Consider the following 23995-nt stretch of genomic DNA (forward strand, 5'->3'; position numbering starts at 1 on the left):
GGCGCCGAGGCGGCCGCCTCGGCACCCACTTCGCCGGCGACGCCACTCCCGTGCCGTCCCTCTCGGACCCGGGGTCGTCGTGGGTCCGGGCGGCGCCCACCATCCCAGTGTTCAGACGACTCCCTGTGCCGTCATCGCGTCGGCGACACGGAGGAAGCCGGTGGCGTTCGCGCCGAACACATAGTCGTCGGCGTCTCCCCCATAGGTCGCGGTGGTGGTACGGCACTGGGTGTGGACCTGCCGCATGATGCCGGCGAGCCGGTCCTCGGTCCGTTCGAAGGTCCAGCTGTCGCGGGCGGCGTTCTGCTGCATCTCCAGCGCGGACGTCGCGACCCCTCCCGCGTTGGCCGCCTTGCCCGGGCCGAAGAGGATCCCGGCGTCGCGGAACACTTCGACCGCGTCGGGTGTGCAGGGCATGTTCGCGCCCTCGGCCACGGCGAGCACGCCGTTCTTCACGAGGGCGACGGCGTCCCGTTGGTCCAGTTCGTTCTGGGTCGCGCACGGCAGGGCGATCTCGCACGGCACGTCGAAGACCGAACCGCGGGCGGAGAAGCGCGCGGTCGGCCGGGCTTCGGCGTAGGCGGAGATCCTGGCGCGGCGGACCTCCTTGATCTCCTTGAGCAGGTCCAGGTCGAGGCCGTCCTCGTCGACCACATAGCCGGAGGAGTCCGAGCAGGCCACCGCCAGGCCGCCGAGCGCGTGCACCTTCTCGGCGGCGTACACGGCCACGTTGCCCGAGCCGGAGATCACCACGCGACGCCCGTCCAGCTGCTGCCCCCGGGTGGCGAGCATCTCCTGGGCGAAGTACACCGCGCCGTAGCCGGTGGCCTCGGTACGGGCATGCGAGCCGCCCCAGCCCACCGGCTTGCCGGTCAGGACGCCGGCGTCGTACCGGTTGGTGATCCGCTTGTACTGGCCGAAGAGGTAGCCGATCTCGCGGGCGCCCACGCCGATGTCCCCGGCGGGCACGTCCGTGTGCTCGCCGAGGTGGCGGTACAGCTCGGTCATGAACGCCTGGCAGAAGCGCATGACCTCGCCGTCCGAGCGGCCCTTGGGATCGAAGTCCGCGCCGCCCTTGCCGCCGCCGATCGCCATACCGGTCAGCGCGTTCTTGAAGATCTGCTCGAAACCGAGGAACTTGACGATGCCGAGGTTGACGCTGGGATGGAAGCGCAGGCCGCCCTTGTACGGCCCGAGGGCGCTGTTGAACTCCACCCGGAAACCGCGGTTGACCCGCACCGTGCCCCGGTCGTCCACCCACGGGACCCGGAACATCAGCTGCCGTTCCGGCTCGCAGAGCCGCTCCACGATGCGGGCCTCGACGTACTCCGGGTGCGCCTTGAGCACGGGCCCCATCGTGTGCAGGACTTCCTGGGCCGCCTGGTGGAACTCCGTCTCCCCGGGGTCCCGTCGGCGGAGGTTGGCGTAAATGGCCTCGATGTGGGCGCTGACGTCCATGTGCGTGGTCTCTCTTCGCTCAGGTGCGGGCCGGACTCGTCCCGGCCGGATGCTCGGTCGCTTTCGATGACGGACACTCACCACCACGCGTGAACGCGCCGAAATACTCACCGGGCCCACGCTCCACGGCGCGGCCCGGCGTCGCGGGCACGGAGGCCGCGGCCCCGACACGCGGGGTCGCACGCAGTCAGCCGAGCGGGATTTCGCCCGCCTCCGCCCAGCCGACGAGGGCGCCGCGCAGTGCGGACACGAGGCGGGTGACGGCCTCGTCCTCGGTGCGTCCGCTCTTGATGAGGTCCAGGATGTCGCGTGGGTCGAACAGCGCGTTCCAGAGGTAGAGGGCCTCGTCACCCAGGTCCGGGACGCCGAGCTCCTCGGCGGTCTGGCGCAGCGGCTCGGAGAGTGCTTCGGCCTGCGGGGTGAGGTAGCCGGTTCCCTCGCGCAGACGCTCGAGATAGCCGCGGTGGGAGCGCATCTGGGCCACCGCGCCACCGTGTTCGAGGACGAGGGAGACCCAGTACCGCGAGACGGCTTCCAGGCGTTGCCGAGTTGGGTGACCAGCAGGACGAGACCGGTCGGCGGCTCGTGGTCCGCAACGGCTACCACCAGCCCAGGAAGGTCACCACCGCGGCCGGGGCGGTGGAGGTGAAGGCGCCGCGGGTGAACGATAAGCGCGTCGATGCCGAGACCGGCGAGCGCAAGCGGTTCTGCTCGGCGGTCCTGCCGCCATGGTGCCGCAAGTCGCCGAAGATCAGTGAGGTGCTGCCGCTGCTCTACCTGCACGGCCTGTCGTCGGGGGACTTCGTGCCGGCGTTGGAGCAGTTCCTCGGCAGCTCGGCCGGGCTCTCGCCCGCGACGATCACCCGACTCACGCAGCAGTGGCAGGCCGATCACGCTGCCTCATGGACCGCGACCTGACGGAGGTCGACTATGTGTACGTGTGGGCCGACGGCATCCACCTCAACGTCCGCCTGGAGGAGGCTAAAGCCTGCTCGTCCTGATCGGCGTGCGTGCCGACGGCTCGAAGGAACTGGTCGCGCTCAAGGACGGCTACCGCGAGTCCGCCGAGTCCTGGGCCGACTTGATGCGCAAGTGTGCCCGCCGTGGCATGCGCGCTCCTGCGCTCGCGGTCGGCGACGGTGCCCTGGGTTTCTGGAAGGCCCTGGCCGAGGTATTTGCCGCCACCCGCGAGCAAAGGTGTTGGGTTCACAAAACGGCCAACGTGCTCGACGCCCTTCCGAAGTCCGCGCAACCGGGCGCGAAGAAGGCGATCCAGGACATCTACAACGCCGAGGACAAGCAGCATGCTCGGGCGGCTATCAAGACGTTTGCGCAGCTCTACGGCGCGAAGTTCCCCAAGGCCGTCAAGAAGATCACCGACGACCAGGCCGAGCTGCTGGCGTTCTTCGACTTCCCGGCCGAGCACTGGATCCACTTGCGCACGACAAACCCCATCGAGTCCACCTTCGCCACGGTCCGGCTGCGGACCCGGGTCACCCGTGGGGCCGGCTCCCGCGCTGCCGCCCTCGCGATGGTCTTCAAACTCGTCGAGTCCGCCCAGCAGCGGTGGCGGGCCGTCAACACGCCCCACCTCGTCGCCCTCGTCCGCGCCGGAGCCCGCTTCGAACGCGGTCAGGTCGTCGAACGCCCCAAGGTTCACGCAGCCTGACTCTAGACGGCTGGAGACCCGTCCCGCTGGGGGTCCGCGGAAGTGGTCCACCGTCACCGTCCGTCATGTCGAGTCAGACGCCTGGCCGGCGCCCATCGGGGCGCCGACGAGGGACTGCAGGGTGCGGACCAAGCGCGTGGCGTCCGTGCTGGAGAGCGGGGCGAGGAAGCGGCGTTCCATCTCCTTGCGGGCAGATTCGGCGTCCTGCAGGCGCTTTCGGCCGGCCGGCGTCAGCTGCACGATGTTCTTGCGCCGGTCCCGGGGGCTGCGGCGCCGCTCGACGAGTTCCTTGTCCTCCAGGGCGTCGACGAGGGAGACCATCGTGGTGCGGTCGATGCCCAGTTTGCCCGCCGCGTCCAGTTGAGACAGCTCGTCATGTGCGTCGAGGACGGCGAGAACGGCCAGTTCGCGGCCGTCGATCCCATACGGAGCCAAGGCCCGCGAGGACTCCTCGGTCAGCCTCAGGTACGCGTGCTTGAGCAGATAGCCGAGGCGGGACGTGAGGACCTCGGGCGGTACGTCGCGCGTCATGGCCGCAGCGTATCCAGAGTCTGATAGTCAGCAATACTGACGATCCGCTACGGTGACGATACAGTACCGTCGCCGTCACCGGTGACGCGTCGACTCGAAGGGCGCGTGGCAACCATGTCCGACCAGCACATCCCCTCCGATCCCTCCGTGACGTTCGGAATCAAGACCACCCCGATGCGGGTCTCCTACCAGGACATCCTCCGGGTGTGGGAGGAGGCCGACGACCTGCCCGAGATCGCGGACGCCTGGCTGTGGGACCACCTCATGCCGATCGTCGGCCCCAAGGACGGGCAGATCCTCGAAGGGTGGACGCTGCTGAGCGCCCTGGCCGCCAGAACCCGGCGGCTGCGCCTGGGCCTGCTTGTGACGAGCAATCGGATCCGGCTGCCCGCCGTCCTCGGTAAAATCGCCACCACCGTCGATGTGATCTCCGGCGGCCGGCTGATCATGGGCCTCGGCGTAGGCGGCACCGTGCAGCCGCCCGACGCGGGCGGCATCGCCGGGGAGAACCCGGCCGCCGCCGAGTACGCCGCGTACGGCCTCACGCTCGTACCGCCCGCCGAAGGCATCGCCCGCCTGGAGGAGACCATCGCCATCCTCCGCGGCATGTGGACGCGGGACGTCTTCGACTTCCACGGGCGCCACTACACCCTGACCGGCAACCGCAACGAGCCGAAACCCGTCCAGCAGTCGGGCCCGCCCCTGCTGATCGGAGGCTGGGGAAACCGAACGCTCCGCCTGGTCGCCGAGCACGCCGACATCTGGAATATCCCCGGCCCGCCGCACAACACACTCGACTACATCACCGAACGCAGCGCCGTCCTGGACGACCACTGCGCGACCATCGGCCGTGATCCGCGGACGATCACCCGCTCCGTGCAGTACATCGTCTCCTACGACGACCCGGCCGCCGACCGCAAGGCCATCGCGGAACTCATCGCCGCAGGCGTGACGCACATCGTGCTGAGCCTGCGGAGCCCCTATCCCTCGCAGGCGGCGCGGTGGCTCACCGACGAGATCATCACACCCGTGCGCAGCACAACCGGAGAATTCTGCTGACGGCCGCTTGCCACTAGGGGAGACGCTCCTCCTTGCACAAGCGACCTCACGGACTCACCTGAACCGATCCACAAGTCTTGACTATTCCTCGCGCCTACGTGCCACACATGCAGCGGCTGTCACCGACAGCCCCTCGGAGTTGATCCATAGCTGGTCGAGGCGTGAGTGCGAGCCCGCTCCAGGTCGAGACCAGTCCAGTGGAATGAGAATTTCGACCTCGACTCGACCTCCATCACCTCTTCACGGGCACGGCGGCCCGTAGGCGAAGTCCCCGACGTACTGCCGCCACTCCTTCTCCGTGAGGGTGTGTTTCGTGACAGCGCAGATGCGTCTGATGGCCCGGTCGGGGTTCAGCTCCCAGAGCCGGGCCGTGCCATCCTGGCTACCTGTGGCGAGGAAAAGCCCGTCGGCGCTGAAAGCGACGGCGGACACGGGCTCGGAATGCTCCGTGAGCGGGCTCCCGAGGAGCGTCGGTCGGCCGCTGCCGGTCAGGTCCCACAGCCGGACGTCCTCATCGTCGCCGGCTGTGGCGAGGGTGTGACCGTCAGGGCCGAACGCCACTCCGCCGAAGGAGTTCGCACCGTCGTCGAAAAGCAGGCCGAGGCCGATGCCGCCTTGGCGCAGCTTCTTGGGGTATGCGGGATCGCTGACATCCCAGAACGAGCCCTTGTACTCGTGATTCGTGCCGACGAGCATGCGGCCGTCGGCGCTGAAAGCCACGTCGGTGAAGCCGTCAGTGGTGTTGGTGAGAGGTTTACCCAGTCGCTTGGGCTGGGCGGGGTTACTGGTGTCCCACAGGTAGATCTGGGTCTGCTCGACGGCGGCGGCGAGCGTGTGCCCGTCAGGGCTGAAGGCCACCGCCGAGATCCACGGCCCCGCCACGCTCAGAGGAGGACCCAGGCGCTTGGGGTGCGCGGGATCACTGGTGTCCCACAACAAGACCAGGCCACCACCGGCCGTGGCGAGGACCCGACCGCGAGGCCTGAACGCCGCGGTGCCTCCGAGCAGTCCGCCGCCGAGGCGTCGTGGGCGTGCGGGATCGGTGACGTCCCACAGCAGGACCCCGGCGGTGCCGGCGTCGACGTCGACTGGTTCGGAGTAGCTTGCCGTGGCCAGAGTGGCATCGTCAGGGCTTAGCGATACCGCCTTGACGGGGTCTCCGTGGTTTGTCAGGAACGTAGGGGGAAGAGCCCAGACACGGACTGTGTCGGCGGCAGTGATCAAGGTGTGTCCATCGGGACTGAAAACCAGTGCGCCAGCTTCTGCTTGGCCAAGCGGCTTTCCCACGGCGACCGGGCCGTCGGCGTTGGTGACATTCCACATGCGGACCGTGTCGTTCTGTGCGGTGGCGAGGACATGGCCGTCGGGGCTGAAGGCCATCGCAAAGACGTCGTCGTGGGGGATTTGGAGAGCACTGCCGAGATGCTTGGGGTTGTCCGGCTCGGAGGTGTCCCACAACTGGATGCTGCCGCCGAAGTCTTGATTGGCGACGGTCGAGGTGGCGAGCAGGTGTCCACGAGGGCTGAACACCATCTCCGTACCAGGCAGTGACTTTCCGAGGCGCGTGGGATGGGCTGGACCAGTGACGTTCCACAGCTGAACTCTGCCCGTCTCGTAGCTGGTGATCGCCAGAAGGTGGCCGGTGGGTGCGAAGGCCGCCTCGTCACCGGGCAATGGGCTGCCGAGGCGGCCGGGGTGTGCCGGGCGGCTGGTGTCCCACAGCTGGACTTGACCGAGCTCGGTGGTGACGGCCAGCGTCCGCCCGTCGGAGCTGAAGGCCAGCAGGTTGGCACTGCTGACGAGCACAGGGGCACTGATAGGCGTCACGGCCTCCGGGTGCGTGGTGTCCCACAGACGAAGCACATCCTTGGCACTCGTCCCCGAGCTCGCGGCGATGGTGGCGAGCACGTGCCCGCGCGGGCTGAACACCATCTCGAAAGCGCTGATGGGACGGCCGATACGGTTGGGGTCAGTGGGAACGGTGGCATCCCACAGCTGGATCGTGTCGTCGCCCGCCGTGGTCGCGAGGGTGTGACCGTCCGGGCTCAGCGTGGCCGCCGCGGCCGCACGTCCATGGTGGCCCAACTTGGCGATGGTGGAGAACAGCGGAGTGGCCGTGGCGTTCACCAGGTCCGTGTAGGCCTGCGGCGACGGATGCATGCGGTAGGCGGCGATGTCCAGCTGGGCCGCGACGGACACGTTCTGATTCTTGTTCGACGTGTCTACGCCGCGTAACTCGGCTGCCTCGGCGGTGAGTTGCCGGAACACGGCGATGTCCCGTTGACTCCGGGCCGTGGAACGTTGATCGAAGGCCGTGACAGAGGCTACGGAGGCGAGCAGTACCAGGACGGCCAGGGCGGCGCTGAGGGCACGCAGCCGCCGGGTGGTACGGGTGGCCGCTCGCTGTTCCTGACGGCGTGCGTCCAGGCTCGCCGCCAAGAAGGCCCTTTCCAGGGCGGTCAGGTCGCCAGGGTCGGTGAAGGCTTCCGCCACCACCGCAAGACGTGTGCCGCGATAGAGCGCGCCGGGGTCGCGGCTGAGGCTGTCCCAGGCCCGTGCGGCTTCGGTGAGTTGTCGGTGCAGGCGCAGGCGCTCACGGGCTTCGTCGATCCACTGCCGCAGTCGCGGCCACCCGGTGATGAGGGCTTCATGGGCGATGTCGACCGTGTTCTCGTCGAGTGTGACCAGGCGCGCCCGGGCCAGACGGTTCAGGACGATCGCGGTGTCGGCGGAATCACCGAAGTCGAACTCCTCGCGCTGGGCGGGCCGACGGGTGTCCGGGGTTCCGGCACCAGGCGTGATCAGCCGCAACAGAACGCGGCGGGCGAGATCGGCCTGCGTCGGGGTGAGGCTCGCGTGGACGTCTTCGGCGGTGCGGGTGATGGCGCCGTGCAGGCCGCCAGCGGCCTCGTATGCCTCCGGGGTGAGGGCGCGGCCTTTGCGACGACGCCAGGTCTCCAGCAGTGCATGCGACATCAGCGGCAGGGCCCCGGGTTCCCCTTCGACCTTGTTGAGAATGCGCGTCGTCAGTCCGCGTTCCACGATCAGCCCGGCGGCCTGTGCGGGTTTGACGATGGCCTGGCGTACTTCGTCCCCGCTCATGGGGCCGACAAGTACGGTGCCGTCCTGCAGGGCGGCGGTCAGGTCAGGGTGTTCGGCGCACCGGCCGAGGAAGTCGGCGCGTACGGCGATGACGACGCGCAGTCTGCTCCCGGGATCGGTAGCGGTCAGGAGGCGGTCGATGAACTGGTCGCGTTCGGCCGGGTCGTGGCAGAGGGTGTAGAGCTCTTCGAACTGGTCGACGATCAACCATGTGTCGCCGTCGGCGTCCTTCGGCGTCAGCCGTTGCTCGTGTATGCGCATCGGGTGTTCGCCGGGAGTGAGGACGCGTAATGCGGCCGGCTGCGGACCGGACTGGCTCTCGGTGCGCAGGCGGGGGATGAGGCCGGCCCGCAGCAGGGAGGACTTTCCGCTGCCCGAGGGACCGAACACCGCCGTGAACCGGCGAGAGCGGGTCAGCTCGAGCAGGCGGTCGGTGAGCTGGTCCCGACCGAAGAACAGGTCGGCGTCGCCGGGCTCGAAGCGGGCCAGTCCTCGATACGGTGGCGCAGCATCCTCACTCTCGGTACGCGGCTCGGCCGCCGCCTCCGCAGCCGCCTCACGCCACCGCGCCTCCCACTCCTCCAGGTCCCCACCGCAGACCTGGACGTAGGCCAGGACAACCGGCAGGGTCGGCAGCCGCTCACCCCCGGCCGCCTGCGAGAGCGTGCTCGCCCCGTGCCCCGTGCCCCGCGCCATCACCCGGTACGTCGGACTCCCGGCCTGCGCCCGGAGTTTGCGTAATTCGGCAGCAAACCGCTGAACCGGCCCGGCGTTTGGATCCAATGGGCTTTCCGGTCGTCCCGCCATGGACGACTCACCTCCCCCGTCCCGCTTCCCCCGTGGACGCGGCGCGATCGCCCGCACGCTACGCACGTTCGCGGCGGAAGAGCAAACAGCAGGCGCCTGCTTTGGCCACCGCCGTAGAGCCGGGGGCGTGACCTGCAATGGCGCCATTGATCAGGGCGGCAGAGATGGCTGCCCATTCAATTCCCGTCCCGCTGAACTCGATGACGAAAGGCCTCGCAGCGAGCAGCGCGGCGCCGGCCCTGCTCGTCGCCGCGACGTTCGAGGCATCCGGAATCACGTCAAAGGAGCAGCACTGTGACTTCACATATGACGCGGGCCAAGCTGATCGCATGCTCGATCGGCGCGTTGACCGCCGCAACCTTGGCGCTGAGCGCCTCCCCGGCCTCCGCAAGCGGTACCTACAGCGGTCAGGCCTACGTCTACGGCGCCGGTGCCTTCTCGAACGACTGGGACGACGAGGGCGTCCTGTCGACGGGCACCAACACGACCTCCAACGCCACCTGCCTGTGGCAGAAGATCCTCTGGGCGGACGGCAACCTCACCTCCGCCTCGGACATCGACGGCGTCTTCGGCTCCCAGACCAAGGCCGCAACCAAGGCGTGGCAGAGCGACTGGGAGGCCAGCCCCGACGGGGTGGTCGGAAAGGAGACCTTCGGAAAGGCGGGCGACTGGCTGCGGGACACAGATGGCGACGGGGCCGTCGACACGTACATCGGCACCGCCCATGCGATCAGCGTCAGCCGAGACGACCAAGGCCGGTATCACTTCTACGACGGTGACGGCAACGGCCGGATCGCCGGCTACGACTACCGGACCTGCAGCTGAACCCTGCCCGCCCCCCTCGTGCGGCCTAGCGGCCGCGCGAGGGGTGACAGGCCGGCATGTGCCGCTCTGAGCCTCGCTCGCTGATGCAGAGGACACCGCGATCCGGGCGACGAGTTCCTCTCCGGCAAACCGCACGACGCGCGGCCGATGTCTTACGGGGGTATGCATCGGCCGCGCCGCGGTTCTCCTGCCGTTCACGGCCATCCACGAAAGGCGACCAACCGTGCATGCGCGTACACACCCTGACCCGACGCTGGACTTCGATGAGTACGTGCGTACGCGGCATGACGCTCTGCTGCGCAGGGCCCGGCGTCTGGTCCCCGATCCGCTGGACGCTCAGGATCTGCTGCAGACCGCGCTGTTGCGAACGTATGGTCGCTGGGATGACATAGTGGACAAGCAGCTCGCGGACGCCTATGTTCGCCGCGTCATGATCAACACTCGCACGGAGTGGTGGCGGGCCCAGAAGCTGCAGGAGCTCCCCATCGAGCGGTTTCCGGACGCGCCCGTCGGGGACTGTGCCGAGCAGCACGCCCACCGCGCGCTGTTGCTGGACATCATGCGTGTGCTGGCGCCCCAACAACGCAGTGTCGTGGTGCTGCGGCACTGGGAGCAGATGACCACAGAGGAGACGGCCGCCGCCCTCTGCATGTCGCCTGGAACGGTCAAGAGCACTCTGCACCGTGCGCTCGCGCGGCTCCGTGAGGAGTTGCAGCGCCGCGACCCCGACTATGCTTCGGCGTCAGCCGTCGGCCGTGGATGCCCAGCGGCTGGCCGCGGGGCACGCTGATGCGCGGGTCGCACCGTATCCCTGGCGCCAACGGATATGAGGTGTCCGGGGTGTTCAGTCGCTGTTGTTGGCACGATGGCCCCATGGAGAAATGCGAGGACAGTGAAACGCCGTCTGCACGCTGCACCTTGAGGGTGCGGGTGTCCGCCGAGCCGGGTGTGGAGGCAGAGAAGCATCTGGTGTCGCTGCGGGATTGGCTGGCTGCGGAAGAGGCTCTGCGGGGCCGGGTGGAGCTGCTGGCCCGGACGCCGCACCCGGGGCAGATGGGCGCCGCGCTGGACGTGCTGGCGGTGGCGCTGGGCTCCGGCGGAGCCGGAGCCGTGCTGGCCCGGTCCTTGTCGACCTGGCTGGTGCAACGCCGTGCAGACGTCACCGTGCACGTGAGCCGCGGTGATGGGCGGGAGATCACCGTGGAGGTCCGCCGGACAAGCGATCCGCAGGCGGTGATCGGTGCGGTCGGGCAGCTGCTGGAGGGCGGGGAGGAATGAGGCAGAGCGCGCCGCGCTTCCCCGACGGTGCCGCTTCCCGGGTGGTCCTCATCGGGTGCAGCGACTTTGACGACATCGATCTGCCCGCGATTCCCGCCGTGAAGTCCAACCTCGCGGACCTTCGCTCCGCGCTCACGGATCAGACACACGGCATCCTGCCTCCGGAACACTGCCGGGTGCTGGCCGATCCGGCCGATCACCGCAGCGTCGGCATGGCACTTGCCCAAGCCGCACGCGAGGCCGAGGACCTGCTGCTCGTCTACTACACCGGACACGGTCTGCTGGACGAGGACGGGCTACTCCACCTCGCGCTGTCCTCCACGGACCCCGGACATGTCGGCTTCACCGGCGTCCCGGCCGACCTGGTCAAGCGCTACCTCGGCCGGGCCCGGGCACGCCTGCGGGTCCTGGTGCTGGACTGCTGCTTCTCCGGCCGCGCGGTGGCAGCCATGGCCGAATCGGGCAGCCTGTTGTCGGCCCAACTCGACGTGAGCGGCACCTACACCCTCACCTCCACCACGGCCACCGCGCCCTCCCACGCGCCGCCCGGGCAGCGTCACACCGCCTTCACCGCCGCCCTGCTGGATGCGTTGAACCAGTCGGAGCCGCTCACCCTGGACGGCATCCACCAGCACATCGACAGTTTGCTGCAGGGGGCGGGGCTGCCGCGGCCGCAGCGGCGCTCCGTCAACGCCGCCGGGGACCTCGCCCTCGTCCGCGGCCCCGTCCAGCCGGACGCAGGGCCACAGACCGGAAGCGAGGGAGAAATCCGTTTCCGTAAGGCGCCGCCTGTCCCGCCGGCCAGGAGCCGCCGTGACCTCATCCAGACCGTCCTGATGATTGCTGTCCCTTTTGCGGTGGCGGGGCTGTTCGGTGGGTGGCGCGAGACCTTGATTGCCGCTGCCGGTGTAGCCCTGTTCCTCGGTCTGTTCCTCCTCCTGCTCTTGCTTCGAGGAGATGTCCACTACGACCTTGTCGTCAACGGGGACGGGCTGGGCACCGAGCATGGGACGCATTCAGCTCATGTGCCGTGGAGGGACGTTGAGTGCGTGGGCGTGCTGCGCAGGGCGCCGGGGACTGTACTGGTCTCCAATGTGCTCATCGTGCGCCTGAAGGCCGACGCACCGCGCCCGCCAGGGTTCCACAAGAGGCTCAATCAACGTCTCCCGGACCGGCGCTACGTCATCGCGGGCATGCTGGGCACCTACGGAGCCGACCCCATGCGTCTGCGCTCGGCGATCGAACGCTTCGCCGGCGGCATCTACCGCACCGACCAACAGCTACTGGAGATGGACCCACGGCTGCGCTGAGACGTTGTCTCATTTGGCCGGTAGGCTTCGGTCGTGGTCTCGATCGTTGAGCGGCTGGTACCGGATGAGCTGTGGGAACTGTTCCAGCGGGTGGTCCCGGAAGCTCCGTCGCGACCGCAAGGCGGCGGCCGGCGTCGGCACGGCGACCCGGAGGTGCTGGCTGCGATCGTGTTCGTGGCCACGTCGGGCTGCACGTGGCAGCAGTTGCCTTCCGCTTCGTTCGGCCCGTCGGGGGCGACCGCGCATCGGCGCTTTGCCGAGTGGACGAAGGCCAGGGTGTGGGCCAAGCTGCATCGCCTGGTCCTCGACGAGCTCGGCGCCCGCGGCGAGCTGGACTGGTCTCGTTGCGCGATCGACTCGGTGAACATGCGGGCCCTGAAAAGGGGGGAGCTGACAGGACCGAATCCTGTCGACCGGGGCAAGTACGGTTCGAAGATCCACCTGATCACCGAACGGACCGGTCTGCCCCTGTCCGCCGGGATTTCCGGAGCGAACCTGCACGACAGCCAGGCGCTGATCCCGCCGGTGAAGGGCATACCGCCGATCCGCTCCCGGCGCGGACGCCGGCGACGCAGACCGGGAAAACTCCCTGCCGACAAGGGATACGACTACGACCACCTGCGGAGATGGTTACGCGGGCGCGGCATCAGACACCGCATCGCACGCAAGGGCGTCGAGTCCTCGACCCGCCTGGGCCGTCACCGTTGGACCATAGAACGCACGATGTCCTGGCTCGCCAGAGGTCGCCGACTGCACCGCCGCTACGAGCGCAAAGCCGAGCACTTCCTGTCCCCACACCGGGGCGAACGCTCAACTCCCGCCCCGGACATGGCAAGCAGCAGCGATCCACCTCATCGTGTTAGCCGTTGTCAGCCCAGCACCCGCCCGAGGAACCCGCGCAGGTAACCCGTGACGACGTCCAGGTGACTCTCCAGCAGGAAGTGACCCCCGTTGATCAGGTGCACCTCGGCGTCCTTGGCGTCGCAGGCGAAGGCCTGCGCGCCGGCCGGGCCGAAGATTTCGTCGTTGCGGCCCCACACAGCGAGCACCGGGACCTCGCTGGTGCGCAGGAACTCGTGCAGCAGCGGGTAGAGCGGGCGGTTGTTCTGGTAGTCGCGGAACAGCGCCAGCTGGACCTCGTCGTTGCCCTCGCGGGAGACGAGGGCGAAGTCGTGCTCCCAGGTGTCCGGGCTGACCAGGCTCGGGTCGGGCACGCCGTGCAGGTACTGCCAGCGGATGGCGTCGATGCCCAGCGCGGCGCGGGCGGCGGGTTCGGTGTCGGGGCCGGGGTTCGCCCCGTAGGCCCAGACGTCGGTCCAGAACGACTCGACAAAACCGTCCTCGTAGCCGTTGCCGTTCTGGGTGACGAGGGCGGAGATCCGTTCGGGGTGCCTGAGCGCGAGGCGCCATCCGATGGGGGCGCCGTAGTCCTGGACGTAGAGGGCGAAGCGGTCCAGGCCCAACTGGTCGAGCAGTCCGGAGGTGAGTTCGGCGAGGGCGTCGAAGGTGTAGGTGAACTCCCCCACGAGGGGGGCGGCGGAGTGGCCGAAGCCGAGGTGGTCCGGCGCGATGACGTGGTAATCGTCGGCCAGCAGCGGGATGAGTTCGCGGAACATGAACGAGCTGGTCGGGTAGCCGTGCAGCAGGACGATCGCGGGGGCGTCGGCGGGGCCGGCTTCGCGGTAGAAGATCTCGTGGCCGTCGACGGTGGCGGTCCGGTGGTGCACCGAGCTCATTTCTAACCCCTTCAAATGTTTGATCCGGTTAGTTCCTCGCCATGCAAGCATGTAGTGAGCTAACCTGTCAAAGGATTCAATCTGGTTAGAGGGGAGGGCACCCGATGGACGTGCTGCTGGACCTGCTCAACAGCAGGCCACTGGTCAACGGCGAGGAACAGGACGCGCTCGGCGACCCGGCCAGCGGCAGGCGCTGGGCACGGGAGCACGGCGGCGACGGCACTCTCGCGGAACTGGCGCTGCTGCGCGAGGCACGGGACGCCCTGCGAGACGTAGTGCGCGGAGAACGCTCGCCCGCCGTGCTGAGCCCGCTGCTCGAAGGGGTCCACCAGATCCCGGAGATCACTTCGGATGGTCTTCAGTGGACAGTCAAGACGCCCCCACACGCCCGGTTGGCCGTCGAGGTGGTCCTCGCCTGGGCCGCCACCGAGGAGCGGCTACCCGGCCGACTCCGCCCCTGCGCCAACGACGAGTGCCAGCTGTTCCTGCTCGACCGCAGCCGCGCCAACCGCGCCCGCTGGTGCTCAATGGCTGTCTGCGGCAACCGCGAAAAAGCACGCCGCCACTACGAACGCACCCGCTGACCCCGTCCCGCGCGCCAACACACGTCCCCCACAAGTCGACACGCGAACGATCAAGTTCGATGCACCATGCGACACGGGACGTTGAAGATCAAGCTCATCGGAACGCGGCGATGTAGCGCTGAGCCCAGTCGGCAAAGGTACGGGGCGCGCGACCGATGACCTGCTCGACGTCGGGCTGATGCGCCGTAGAGCAGCGCCAGAGCCCGTAATTCCCCACAAACGGCGTCGACTTCCCCGCTCGAACGCGGTGGCTGTCTCACCTCCGGCCGGCGACCGAACCCGAGTTCCGTGAAGAGGTGAAGAAGGCGGTTGTTCCACGGCTGGGCCATGCGATGTCGTCAACAGCGAGAAACGGCTCGCCAGCCACGGTCGCGGGGGTTGCCCCGGTGAACGCCATGACGTCCCGATGCAGGTGGGACTGGTCGGCGTAGCCCGTGTCGGCCGCGACTTTGGCCGCGCCTTCACCCGCGACCAGGCGGTGGGCGGCATGGTCGAAGCGGACCAGCTTCACGGCGCGTTTGGGCGGCAGGCCCAGCTGCGACCGGAACCGGGACCACAGCCGCTTACGACTCCATCCGACCTCGCTCGCGAGTCCGTCGACCCGGGTCAGGCCACGGCTGACGACGATCTGGTGCCAGGCCCAGGCCACCTCCGGGTCCACCGGCGGCCCCGCCTCATGTCGTCGGGCGAGCAGTGCCTCTGTGAACGCGAAGCGCTCCTGCCAGGACAAGACATCGCCGAGTTGCTCGCGGATCCGGGACGCCTCCCGGCCCCACAGGTCGCCGAGCGACACGGCGCCGTCGAAGTCGGCGGGGGAGGCGCCCAGAATCGCGCGTGCGATCACCGGGGACAGGCGCACCTGCACGCATTCGACGCTCTCTCCCCGTGCCCGGACCGCGCCTCCGGACCCGAGCCCGGGCCCAGCGACGATGCTTCCCCGCTGCTGCCGCCCTGGGGCACACTCAAGGACGGGCGAGCCGGCGCCGAACTCCAGGAGCAGCGTCACGGCCGGGTGCGGGACCATCCGAAGCGCGTCCAGTTCACGGACACGGAACCCGGCCATGGTGAGGCCGGCCACCCGGCTGGGCCGCTGCGGGCATGCGACGTCCCACACAGCCGCACCGTGCATGAATGTTTGCACCACCCCATGCTACGTGAGCCGGCTGAGGGGAACATTTGTCCAATCCGCCGACGGGGACCAGCGGTGACAGTGGGCTCATGACTGTTTCTGACGACGGACCGCACGTGAACGGCGGGGTCGAGGCCACCGAGAGTTCAACCCTGTCGCTGGACGACGGCGACATCTATGTGTGCCAGGACGGCCCCCGCGACGCCCCCGCACTCCTGCTCATCCACGGGTCCGCATCCTCGACCCGCTCGTGGGGCCCGTTGGTTCCGCTGCTGACCGGATCTCACCGCGTCATCCGGATCGACCTGCTCGGGCACGGCCGGTCGGCCAAACCGGCCGACCGCAGCTACGCGATCCCGGACCAGGCACACCGGGCCGGAGCCGTACTGGACCGGCTCGGCGTCGAGCCCGCCGTAGTCGTCGGTCATTCCAGCGGCGGCGTCGTCGCCACCGCCCTCGCCGAACAGCGGCCCGACCTGGTGACCGCGCTCGCGCTCATCAACACCGGACCCAGCCTGGACGCCTTCATCGCAACGGAGTCCGCCGCAATCGGCCCCTCGCAGTGGCCGCCGATCGACGAGCAGCTCCGGCGGTTCGCGAGCACGGGTTTCAGCCGCGCGGGCTACAAGATCCCAGAAGAGCTCCTGGACGACGTGCGCGGTATGACCCACCACTCGCTCACCACGTCGATGCGGGCCACCCGCTCCTACCTGGAGCAGCGGCCGCTGCCGGATCGGCTGACGGGGGTGGGTAAGCCGCTACTGGTGATCTTCGGCGAGGACGACCGCAGATGGCGATCCTCATCCGCCTCCGACTACCGCGCCGTTCCGGGCGCAAGGGTCGAGTTGCTACCCGGTCTCGGGCACTCGCCCCTGCTCGAGGATCCCCCGCGGACTGCCACCTCTCTGCTGGCCTTCACCGCGATCCACGCCGGGTGGACTGAATGAAAAGAAGGGGTGCCATGCGGATTCTCGTCTCCGGCGCCAGCATCGCCGGTCCGGTGCTGGCCTACTGGCTCACCAGACACGGCTTCTCCGTCACCGTCGTCGAGCGCGCGCCGGCGCTGCGCAAGACCGGCGGCCACGCGGTCGACCTGTTCCGGCCCGCGATGAACATCTCGGAGAAGATGGGCGTGCTCCCGCGTGTCGAGGAGCGGGCCACCGGCACGAACCGGATGACCGTCTACCGGGAGGGCTCACGGCGTCCCGTCCGGGCGGACCTCTCCAAGATCTTCGGTGCCACCTCCGACCGTCACGTCGAGATCATGCGCGACGACCTGAGCGAGATCTACTACGAGGCCGCACGCGACGACGTGGAGTACGTCTTCGGCGACTCGATCACCGCGATCTCGCCCGACGGCGAAGTGCGGTTCGAAAACGCCCCGCCGCGCCGCTTCGACCTCGTCGTCGGCGCGGACGGGCTGCACTCCAACGTGCGCCGCCTCGTCTTCGACGAGGAGTCCCGTTTCAACGCCTTCATCGGGGCCTACCTCGGGGTACTGACCCTGCCGAACGTCTCCGACCTCGACGGCGAGCTCCTCATCCACGTCGGAGTCGGCCGCACCGCCGGCATGTACGGCGCGCGGCACATTGGCGACGCGCGGGCGTTGTTCCTGTTCCGGAGCGAGCGCGAACTCGACTACCACCACCACGACGTACCCCGGCAGAAGGACCTGCTGCGCGGTGCGTTCGCCGGCATGCACGCCCACGTGGACCGCTGGCTGGACGAACTCGACCGCACCCCGGCGTTCTACTTCGACTCGATCGCCCAGCTCCGTATGGACACCTGGTCGCAGGGAAAAGTGACACTCGTCGGCGACGCGGGCTACTGTCCCGGTCCGGCCGTCGGCGGCAGCACCACCCTGGCCGTCGTCGGCGCGTACGTCCTCGCCGGAGAACTGGCACGGGCGGGCGGCGACCACGAGCGTGCCTTCCCCGCCTACGAGCGCGTGATGGCGACGCACGTGCACGGTAGCCGCGCGGTCGCGCTGAGTGCGGCGAAGACCTTGATCCCCACGTCCCACCTCGGTGTGTGGGGACTGGCCCAGGGCGCTCGCCTGATCTCCGCCCTGCCCACGGGCCCCAGCCGCGCCCTCGTTCGCCTCACCACCAAGAGTGCCCGCCTGTACAACTCCGTGAGTGTCGACGACTACCCGCCGTCGCCCGCCGTATCAGGAGGCCGGGGCGACCCCGGAGGCGGTCTCGGGGCGGAGTGAGGAGTGCTGATGCGAACAGCCGCATCAGGTGCAGCGGATCGGGCTTGTCGAATGCCTCGTCCAAGATGCGGTCCTGACGGGGCCTTGTCCCCGGACCTTGGACACTTGAGACGTGGATCTTGAGGATCTGAGAACGGACATCTCGTGGTCATGGAGCACTACGCCACCGAGTTCAAGGCGGATGCGGTCGCGTTGTTCCATCTCCGACCACGCGGGGTGTTGTGGTGGCGGAGTCCGGAACCGAGGCGATCAGCCTCAGTAGGGTGTTGCGGCTGACCGGAACCCTGACGGCGTTCGTCGTCCGGGCGCCGGCTCGGCCCGCGAGCACAAGGCCGACCGACACCAGCGTCGACCGCAGCCGCTCGGTCCGTCGTCCGAACCCGCGGGTGAGGCCGGGTACTTGCTCGTACGAAGGTCTTGCGCTCGCAGGATTCCTCCTCGCAGCCGAACCGACGCACCCGCAACGACACCACGACGAACTTGCCCGCGGTCGGCAGATCGCGAGCATGGACGTGCTCTGCGGGCGTACCGGGCCGCGACGGGCGCCTTGACGAACGCCGGTGAACGGCGAAACCCCGGCCTGGCGGGCCGGGGGCTTCAGGGTCGCGCTGGGGCGCGTCTTTCGGATCACCTTGCTGCCCAGTGAGGATGGCTGCGAGGTGGAGCCGAGCCAGTCTTCAGAAAGGAGGGTTCCCGTGCCGGGGCAGCATCTCCACCTCCCGGAGGTTCACCGTCAACGGCACGTGCCAACGGCCGGTCGCACAGTGGGTATTGCTCAGCCCATTGCCGATGAAGAAGTACACGAAGCAGTCTTGGCAGACCCGCCATCCCGCCTGGTGCGGATACTTGGGGTTGAAGTCCCGGGGATCCTCCACGTAGTACGTCTCGGACGACGGGGTGTGGCCCTTGGAGTTGTTGGGACACAAGGTGGGCCCGGGGGTCGTGAAGTACGCCGCCTTGCAGGTCTGGCACCACTTCATGCCGAGGTAGCCGTTGGTGCTTCGGTCGTGGTTGTAGTCGCCCCACTGGTCAACGAACCAGTACACCCCGCTGCCGTCAACGTAATGGCTGTGGTCCCACCAGTGATGCACCGGGCAGTGACCGTTGTCACCCGCGCCCGCGCGCCACATTCCCTGGCAGCGCCGGCACCAGCGGAAAGCCGAATTCGTCCCGGCGAACGCGGCCGTCGCACCGCCCAACACTGCCCCGGACGCCAGCGCCAGCGCGCCCACGAGCAGGGAGCGCCTGTGCACCGGCGCGTTCCCGTGCGTGTTCTTGTTCGCGTCCCCGCCCATCGCTCCTCCTCTGCGCGGTGCCCCCCCCGGGAGCCCACTCCGTACACCGCCAGAATGGCCGGGGCCGCACTCGGTGGCCAACGCACCGCCTGGGCGCGCGGTAGTGCGGACGGGGCGGGCGGTAGTGCGGGCGGGCGGCCCGTGTGGCGTCCCCGTTCCGCCCCGAGCAAGCGGGGCGGGCGCGGCTCATGCCCCTCACCCACGCCGCGTTCAACGCGAACGGCGTATCGCGCCGTAGGGCTGGGCCCAGTACTCCCGAAGGTGGGGCCAGGGGGCAGCCGCGCCTGGTGGCGGCGCACCCCCATCCGTGCCAGCAGGCCGACGGCGGCGCGCTGGCCCCACTCGGCGATCTCCTCGATGGTCCGCGCGCCGGAACGGGCTGGCCTTCCCTACGGCCGGCAGGCGCTGCGGGTGCACCGCCGCCGCCAGGAGACCGGGCGCAAACAGTCACGCGAGCCCGTCTACGCCGTCACCAGCCTGGATGTCCACCAGGCCACCCCGGCCGACCTGGCCGGATACGGTCCAATCAGGGCTACGACCTGCGACTTTGCCGCCATTGCCCCTCCGAAGATCAGCACCGAACCATGCGGGACTGCTGCGCGCGATCATGGTCTCAATCGGCGGCCGCCGTCCTGACCGGCGGCCGGGCGAGCTGGACCCTGTCGAGCGGCGCGCCACCCGTTCACGGACGGGTCGGCCCGGTTCTTCGAGGCCCGGCACCTGGCACCCCGAAAGCGCACCGGCCGGAGCGCCGTGGAGCGGGGGCCGATCTACGCTGGAGGCAACCGCTGGAAACCAGGCCCGACGGGCACGGCAATCCGGACGGAGGCGTGGTACGTGGAGATGGCCGACAAGCAGGATGCCCCCACTGCCGCTGTCATGGTGGGCCCGGACGGAATGGTGAGCGGCTGGAGCGAGGGGGGCCGTCTGCTGCTGGGCTGGACGGCGGAGGACACCGTCGGACGCCCCGTGACCGACCTGCTGGTCGATCCCCCGCCGCCACGCTTCCCCGAGGGCTACGGCGTCGGCCCCGACCCGACGGGGTTCATCCCCCTGCGCCACCGGGACGGTTCCACTGTGGACGCCGTGGTGACGGCCCACCCGCTGCACGGCCCCGACGAGCGGGTGCTGGGCCACGTGGTGACCATCCAGCGTTGGGGACGCCGTCCGGTGATCGCCGACCGGGCCTTCGAGCAGTGTCCCTTCGCTCTGGGCGTCTACGACCCCGAGCTGCGGTTCTTGTGGATCAACGCCTCCTCGGGCCGGGTGATCGCGCACTCCGAGGAGCAAGTGCTCGGCAGAAAGTACCGCGAGGTGCTTCCCGAAACCGACCGTACGCTGTTCCCCGAAAGGGACGACAAGCCCTACACCGACGCGGTCGCCCAAGTGGCGAGGACGGGCGAGCCCACGCGTCTCATCACCGTCTTCCGCCCGCGCGGCAGCGACTACGCCAACGCCTGGGCCACCAGCATCTGGCCCGTCCGGGATGCCGAGGGCAGGGTCCGCGCGATCGCCAACTGGGGATTCGACATGAGCGCCGAGTACTGGGCTCGGCAACGCCTGCTCATCCTCAACCAGGCCAGCGGCGGCATCGGCCGGACCCTCGACGTGATCGGCACCGCCCAGGAACTGGCCACGACTCCGGTGCCGGGATTCGTCGACCTCGTCAGCGTGGACCTCTTCGACGAGGTGCTGCGCGGAGAGGAACCGCCCTCAGGTTTTCCGTTCGCGCCCGGCGAGACCATCAGGCTCACCCGTGCCGCCCAGCACAGCACGAAGGCGGACGCCGGCCAGGCGCCGACGGCCACGACAGCGGTCACGCACGCGCCCGGCTCCGTCGCCGCCCGCTGCATGGCCGCCGGCAGGTCCACGGTTGAGCTCTCCGCCGGGCCCGGCCAGGGCGGCGAGTGGGCGTTCGGGCCCGGACTAGCCGCCGACCCGGCCCACTGGCCACCGGGCAACCCGGTGATCGACGAGTCCATCGCCGAGGACGGGCTGACCGGCCGTATCACCGTGCCCCTCCGGGCGCGCGGCGCGCTGCTCGGCGTCGTCGCCTTCTCCCGCGTCGACCGGCCCGAGGCGTTCACCGCCGACGACTTGATCCTCGCCGAGGAGCTGACCGCCAAGGCAGCCGTCGCCATCGACAACGCCCGCCGGTACTCGCGCGAGCGCACCACCGCGCTGACCCTGCAACGCGCCCTGCTGCCGCAAGGGCTGCCGGTCCAGGAGGCGGTCGAGGTGGCCTCCCGCTACCTGCCCGGCGGGCACGGTACGGAAGTGGGCGGTGACTGGTTCGACGTCATTCCGCTGTCCGGCGCCCGGGTCGCCCTGGTCGTCGGCGACGTCGTCGGTCACGGCCTGCACGCCTCGGCCAGCATGGGCAGACTGCGCACGGCGGTGCGCACCCTCGCCGACGTCGATCTGCCACCGGACGAACTGCTGACCCACCTGGACGACCTGGTCCTCCACCTCGCCGGCGACCTCCGGTCCACCGGCGACTTCCAGCCGACCGGCGAGTCCGGGGCGACCTGCCTTTACACCGTCTACGACCCGGTCTCCCGGCACCTCACGCTGGCGAGCGCCGGCCATCCCCTGCCTCTGATCATCTCCCAGGACGGCACCCGGACCCCGGTACCCGTGCATCCGGGACCGCCGCTCGGCATCGGTGGGCTGCCTTTCGAAGCCACCGAGCTCGAACTGCCGGAGGGCAGCCTGCTCGCCCTCTACACCGACGGACTGGTGGAAAGCCGCGAGCGCGACGTCGACCAGCGGACCGCCGAACTGCAGCGAGCATTGAACCACCCGGCCACCTCGCTGGAGACCCTGTGCGACACGGTGATGGACGCCATGCTTCCCCAGCGCCGCACCGACGACGCCGCCCTGCTGCTCGTTCGCACCCACGCGCTGCATCCCCACCACGTCGCCGACTGGGACGTCGAGCCCGACACCGCGCAGGTGCCGCGCGCCAGGAAGCTCGCCGTCGGCCAAGTGGACGCCTGGGGCCTGGAGGAGGCGGCGTTCGTCACCGAACTGGTCGTCAGCGAGCTGGTCACCAACGCCATCAGATACGGCGAGCCGCCCATCAGGCTGCGGCTGATTCGCGACACCTCCCTGATCTGCGAGGTCTCCGACGCCAGCAACACCGCCCCGCACCTGCGCCGGGCCCGTGCCTTCGACGAGGGCGGCCGGGGCCTGTTGCTCGTCGCCCAGCTCACCCAGGGGTGGGGCACCCGGCACACCACCGATGGCAAGACGATCTGGTGCGCGCAGACCCTCCCCCGGGCTGAGCGGCACTGAAGTCCGTCACGGGCGTCAGCGCGCGAGGCCCCACGAGGGCCTGTCAATCGGTCGGACGCAAAGCGAGGTGGTAGTAGCGGATCTCCTCGTACCCCTCGAGTCCCTCGCTGCCGCCCTCGCGTCCGAGGCCGGACTGCTTGACCCCGCCGAACGGTGCGGTCGGCGTAATCGCCGCTACCTGCGGCGACGGCAGATCAAGCACACCGTCCCCGAGCCGAAGAACCAGCGGGCCAACCGCCAACGCCGCGGCAGCAAGGGCGGGCGGCCCGCCGGCTTCGACAAGACGGTCTGCAAGCGCAGAGCCGAAGTGGAGCGCACAATCAACGCCCTGAAGAACTCCCGCGCCGTGGCCACGAGGTTCGACAAGCGCGCCTACGTCTTCCACGGCACCGTCACCGTCGCTGCGATCCGACCGTGGCTCAGGACGTGATGGGCCCACCTGGGTTCAGAGCCACCGCTGTGCCGCCTCGACGCTGTCCCCGCCACTCGTGTTGAACGCGATGGCGGCTTGGGGCGCATGACGCCGGATCAGGTTCACGATCTGTTCGAAGAGCGGAAGCAGAGGCTCGGTCTTGCGGATCCCGCCGCCGACGACCACGACATCCCACGGCTGCTTGGTCAACGATGCGACGAGGGTGGACTCGGCCGATTCGTCGAACATGATCAGAGTCATGGCCGCGTCGATACCGTGCTCACCGAACCGGGCCAGCTCCGCATCGAGCGCCGTACGAAGAGCCTCTCCGCCGACGCCAGGTATCGCTTGCGGGTCGTAGCCGACAACAAGTGCAGAAGACATGCGGCCAACCTACCGAGCTCTGCCCGAACATGATCCGTCACACAGGCCCCAGGTCCGGCGGATCATGGGGAGCCTCCGCGACGCGGACTATGAGTGGCTAAGGTGCGGCCATGGGAACAGCACGGTCGGGCGGACCTGCGGGCAGACAGAGCTTCGGAAGCCGCTTGGGGACGGTCTGCGGCGGAGTGGTCAAGCGGCCGTGGTTGTTGTTCAGCTGGCTGGCTCTCGCTGCTTTGGTGGTAGCCGCCCAGCACTGGGTGCCCCAGCCGTGGTCGGCCGCCGCCTATCCCATCGCGCTGATCGTCGCACTGTGGCTCTACAACCGGGCAACTCACGAGGACTAGGTTCTTTCCGGCGGATCACTGATTGAGCGGTGTCATCTCCGTGACCGTGTCCATGGTCATGGGACGAGGCGGTCGGACGAACGCGGAGTGGGCTCGTCTGAAGCCGCATCTGCCCCAGGCGGGGCAGCGAGGTGGGCGTTGGGCGAGCCACCGCAAGGTGATCAACGGGATCCTCTTCCGTCACCGAACGGGTGTTCCCTGGCGGGATCTGGCGACGCGGTCGGGTCCGCGTTGCCCGTCCTGGTGGCGGCCATCCGCGCACCCGGCCTGACCACCTCGGGGGCGACAAGGTGTACTCATCCCGCCGCAATCGCCGTTACCTGCGACGACGGCAGATCAAGCACACCATCCCGGAGCCGAAGGACCAGCGGGCCAACCGCCAGCGCCGGGGCAGCAAAGGAGGCCGACCGACGCTTCGACAAGGCGCTCTACAAGCGCCGCAACGAGGTGGAGCGGACGATCAACCGGCTCAAGAACTTCCGGGCCGTGGCCACGAGGTACGACAAACGGGCCTACGTCGTCCACGGCACCGTCACCCTGGCAGCCATCCGGTGATGGCT

At 69.1% G+C, this 23995-nt stretch carries 20 protein-coding genes and 3 pseudogenes; 14 read left to right on the forward strand and 9 right to left on the reverse strand.

Annotated elements, in window-relative coordinates; translation table 11 throughout:
- Positions 1-111: 111 nt before the first annotated feature.
- Positions 112-1458, reverse strand: a complete 1347-nt coding sequence (gene gdhA, locus ACGFNV_RS16015; protein ID WP_393622897.1) for an NADP-specific glutamate dehydrogenase — start codon at positions 1456-1458, stop codon at positions 112-114.
- A 187-nt stretch (positions 1459-1645) separates the two neighbouring features.
- On the reverse strand, positions 1646-1942 hold the full coding sequence (locus tag ACGFNV_RS16020; protein ID WP_393622899.1) for a hypothetical protein: 297 nt from the start codon (positions 1940-1942) through the stop codon (positions 1646-1648).
- Between the two features lie 56 nt (positions 1943-1998).
- Between ACGFNV_RS16020 and ACGFNV_RS16025 the strand changes: the two are divergent.
- A pseudogene (locus ACGFNV_RS16025) lies at positions 1999-3127 on the forward strand (IS256 family transposase); the annotation flags it as partial.
- Between the two features lie 63 nt (positions 3128-3190).
- On the opposite strand, the gene ACGFNV_RS16030 reads toward ACGFNV_RS16025, so the two are convergent.
- Positions 3191-3658 (reverse strand): MarR family winged helix-turn-helix transcriptional regulator, encoded by a 468-nt coding sequence (locus ACGFNV_RS16030; protein ID WP_393622901.1) that lies wholly within the window; start codon positions 3656-3658, stop codon positions 3191-3193.
- A 114-nt stretch (positions 3659-3772) separates the two neighbouring features.
- Between ACGFNV_RS16030 and ACGFNV_RS16035 the strand changes: the two genes are divergently transcribed.
- The gene (locus tag ACGFNV_RS16035) at positions 3773-4717 is read left to right on the forward strand and encodes an LLM class flavin-dependent oxidoreductase (RefSeq protein WP_393622903.1); all 945 of its coding nucleotides are present in this window, start codon (positions 3773-3775) and stop codon (positions 4715-4717) included.
- A 240-nt stretch (positions 4718-4957) separates the two neighbouring features.
- On the opposite strand, the gene ACGFNV_RS16040 is transcribed toward ACGFNV_RS16035, so the two are convergent.
- Positions 4958-8626 carry a hypothetical protein gene (locus tag ACGFNV_RS16040; protein ID WP_393622905.1) on the reverse strand — a complete coding sequence of 1223 codons (3669 nt, stop codon included), beginning with the start codon at positions 8624-8626 and terminating at the stop codon, positions 4958-4960.
- A gap of 294 nt (positions 8627-8920) precedes the next feature.
- Between ACGFNV_RS16040 and ACGFNV_RS16045 the strand changes: the two genes are divergently transcribed.
- From ACGFNV_RS16045 to ACGFNV_RS16065, 5 genes are all read left to right on the forward strand, one after another.
- Complete coding sequence (locus tag ACGFNV_RS16045; protein ID WP_393622907.1) at positions 8921-9451, forward strand: peptidoglycan-binding protein; 531 nt, start codon at positions 8921-8923, stop codon at positions 9449-9451.
- Between the two features lie 253 nt (positions 9452-9704).
- Positions 9705-10241 (forward strand): SigE family RNA polymerase sigma factor, encoded by a 537-nt coding sequence (locus tag ACGFNV_RS16050; protein WP_393623323.1) that lies wholly within the window; start codon positions 9705-9707, stop codon positions 10239-10241.
- Between the two features lie 83 nt (positions 10242-10324).
- Positions 10325-10729, forward strand: a complete 405-nt coding sequence (locus tag ACGFNV_RS16055; RefSeq protein ID WP_393622908.1) for a hypothetical protein — start codon at positions 10325-10327, stop codon at positions 10727-10729.
- Positions 10726-12039 carry a caspase domain-containing protein gene (locus tag ACGFNV_RS16060; RefSeq protein WP_393622910.1) on the forward strand — a complete coding sequence of 438 codons (1314 nt, stop codon included), beginning with the start codon at positions 10726-10728 and terminating at the stop codon, positions 12037-12039. The genes ACGFNV_RS16055 and ACGFNV_RS16060 overlap by 4 nt, the downstream gene beginning before the upstream one ends.
- A gap of 42 nt (positions 12040-12081) precedes the next feature.
- Positions 12082-12945 (forward strand): IS5 family transposase, encoded by an 864-nt coding sequence (locus ACGFNV_RS16065; protein WP_393623324.1) that lies wholly within the window; start codon positions 12082-12084, stop codon positions 12943-12945.
- On the opposite strand, the gene ACGFNV_RS16070 is transcribed toward ACGFNV_RS16065, so the two are convergent.
- Complete coding sequence (locus tag ACGFNV_RS16070) at positions 12909-13775, reverse strand: alpha/beta fold hydrolase (protein WP_393622912.1); 867 nt, start codon at positions 13773-13775, stop codon at positions 12909-12911. The genes ACGFNV_RS16065 and ACGFNV_RS16070 overlap by 37 nt on opposite strands.
- A 104-nt stretch (positions 13776-13879) precedes the next feature.
- Here ACGFNV_RS16070 and ACGFNV_RS16075 point away from each other — a divergent pair, with 104 nt between their 5' ends.
- A complete protein-coding gene (locus tag ACGFNV_RS16075) occupies positions 13880-14359 on the forward strand; it encodes a CGNR zinc finger domain-containing protein (RefSeq protein ID WP_393622914.1) in 480 nt (159 codons plus the stop codon).
- A gap of 256 nt (positions 14360-14615) precedes the next feature.
- On the opposite strand, the gene ACGFNV_RS16080 is transcribed toward ACGFNV_RS16075, so the two are convergent.
- Positions 14616-15500, reverse strand: coding sequence for a helix-turn-helix domain-containing protein (locus ACGFNV_RS16080; protein ID WP_393622916.1), 885 nt, complete (start codon positions 15498-15500; stop codon positions 14616-14618).
- 77 nt (positions 15501-15577) lie between these two features.
- On the opposite strand from ACGFNV_RS16080, the gene ACGFNV_RS16085 reads away from it, so the two are divergent.
- Together ACGFNV_RS16085 and ACGFNV_RS16090 are read left to right on the forward strand one after the other, a co-directional pair.
- Complete coding sequence (locus ACGFNV_RS16085) at positions 15578-16435, forward strand: alpha/beta fold hydrolase (protein WP_393622918.1); 858 nt, start codon at positions 15578-15580, stop codon at positions 16433-16435.
- Positions 16436-16449: 14 nt separating this feature from the next.
- A complete protein-coding gene (locus ACGFNV_RS16090; RefSeq protein WP_393622920.1) occupies positions 16450-17703 on the forward strand; it encodes an FAD-dependent monooxygenase in 1254 nt (417 codons plus the stop codon).
- Between the two features lie 677 nt (positions 17704-18380).
- Here the strand turns inward: ACGFNV_RS16090 and ACGFNV_RS16095 are convergent.
- Entirely contained in the window at positions 18381-18998 is a 618-nt protein-coding gene (locus ACGFNV_RS16095) for a hypothetical protein (protein ID WP_393622922.1), read from the reverse strand.
- Between the two features lie 843 nt (positions 18999-19841).
- Here ACGFNV_RS16095 and ACGFNV_RS16100 point away from each other — a divergent pair.
- Positions 19842-22295 (forward strand): SpoIIE family protein phosphatase, encoded by a 2454-nt coding sequence (locus ACGFNV_RS16100; protein WP_393622924.1) that lies wholly within the window; start codon positions 19842-19844, stop codon positions 22293-22295.
- Between the two features lie 43 nt (positions 22296-22338).
- On the opposite strand, the gene ACGFNV_RS16105 is transcribed toward ACGFNV_RS16100, so the two are convergent.
- Positions 22339-22497, reverse strand: a complete 159-nt coding sequence (locus ACGFNV_RS16105) for an aldehyde dehydrogenase family protein (RefSeq protein WP_393623326.1) — start codon at positions 22495-22497, stop codon at positions 22339-22341.
- Here ACGFNV_RS16105 and ACGFNV_RS16110 point away from each other — a divergent pair.
- Positions 22456-22725 (forward strand): annotated as a pseudogene (locus ACGFNV_RS16110) (IS5/IS1182 family transposase); the annotation flags it as partial. The gene ACGFNV_RS16105 and the pseudogene ACGFNV_RS16110 sit on opposite strands and share 42 nt — an antisense overlap.
- Positions 22726-22740: 15 nt before the next feature.
- On the opposite strand, the gene ACGFNV_RS16115 reads toward ACGFNV_RS16110, so the two are convergent.
- Positions 22741-23091 carry a hypothetical protein gene (locus tag ACGFNV_RS16115; RefSeq protein WP_393622926.1) on the reverse strand — a complete coding sequence of 117 codons (351 nt, stop codon included), beginning with the start codon at positions 23089-23091 and terminating at the stop codon, positions 22741-22743.
- Between the two features lie 110 nt (positions 23092-23201).
- On the opposite strand from ACGFNV_RS16115, the gene ACGFNV_RS16120 reads away from it, so the two are divergent.
- Together ACGFNV_RS16120 and ACGFNV_RS16125 are read left to right on the forward strand one after the other, a co-directional pair.
- On the forward strand, positions 23202-23435 hold the full coding sequence (locus ACGFNV_RS16120) for a hypothetical protein (protein WP_393622928.1): 234 nt from the start codon (positions 23202-23204) through the stop codon (positions 23433-23435).
- A gap of 58 nt (positions 23436-23493) precedes the next feature.
- Positions 23494-23990, forward strand: a pseudogene (locus tag ACGFNV_RS16125) (transposase).
- Positions 23991-23995: the final 5 nt, after the last annotated feature.

It is taken from the genome of Streptomyces sp. NPDC048751 (genome assembly GCF_043198595.1).
Taxonomy (GTDB): domain Bacteria; phylum Actinomycetota; class Actinomycetes; order Streptomycetales; family Streptomycetaceae; genus Streptomyces.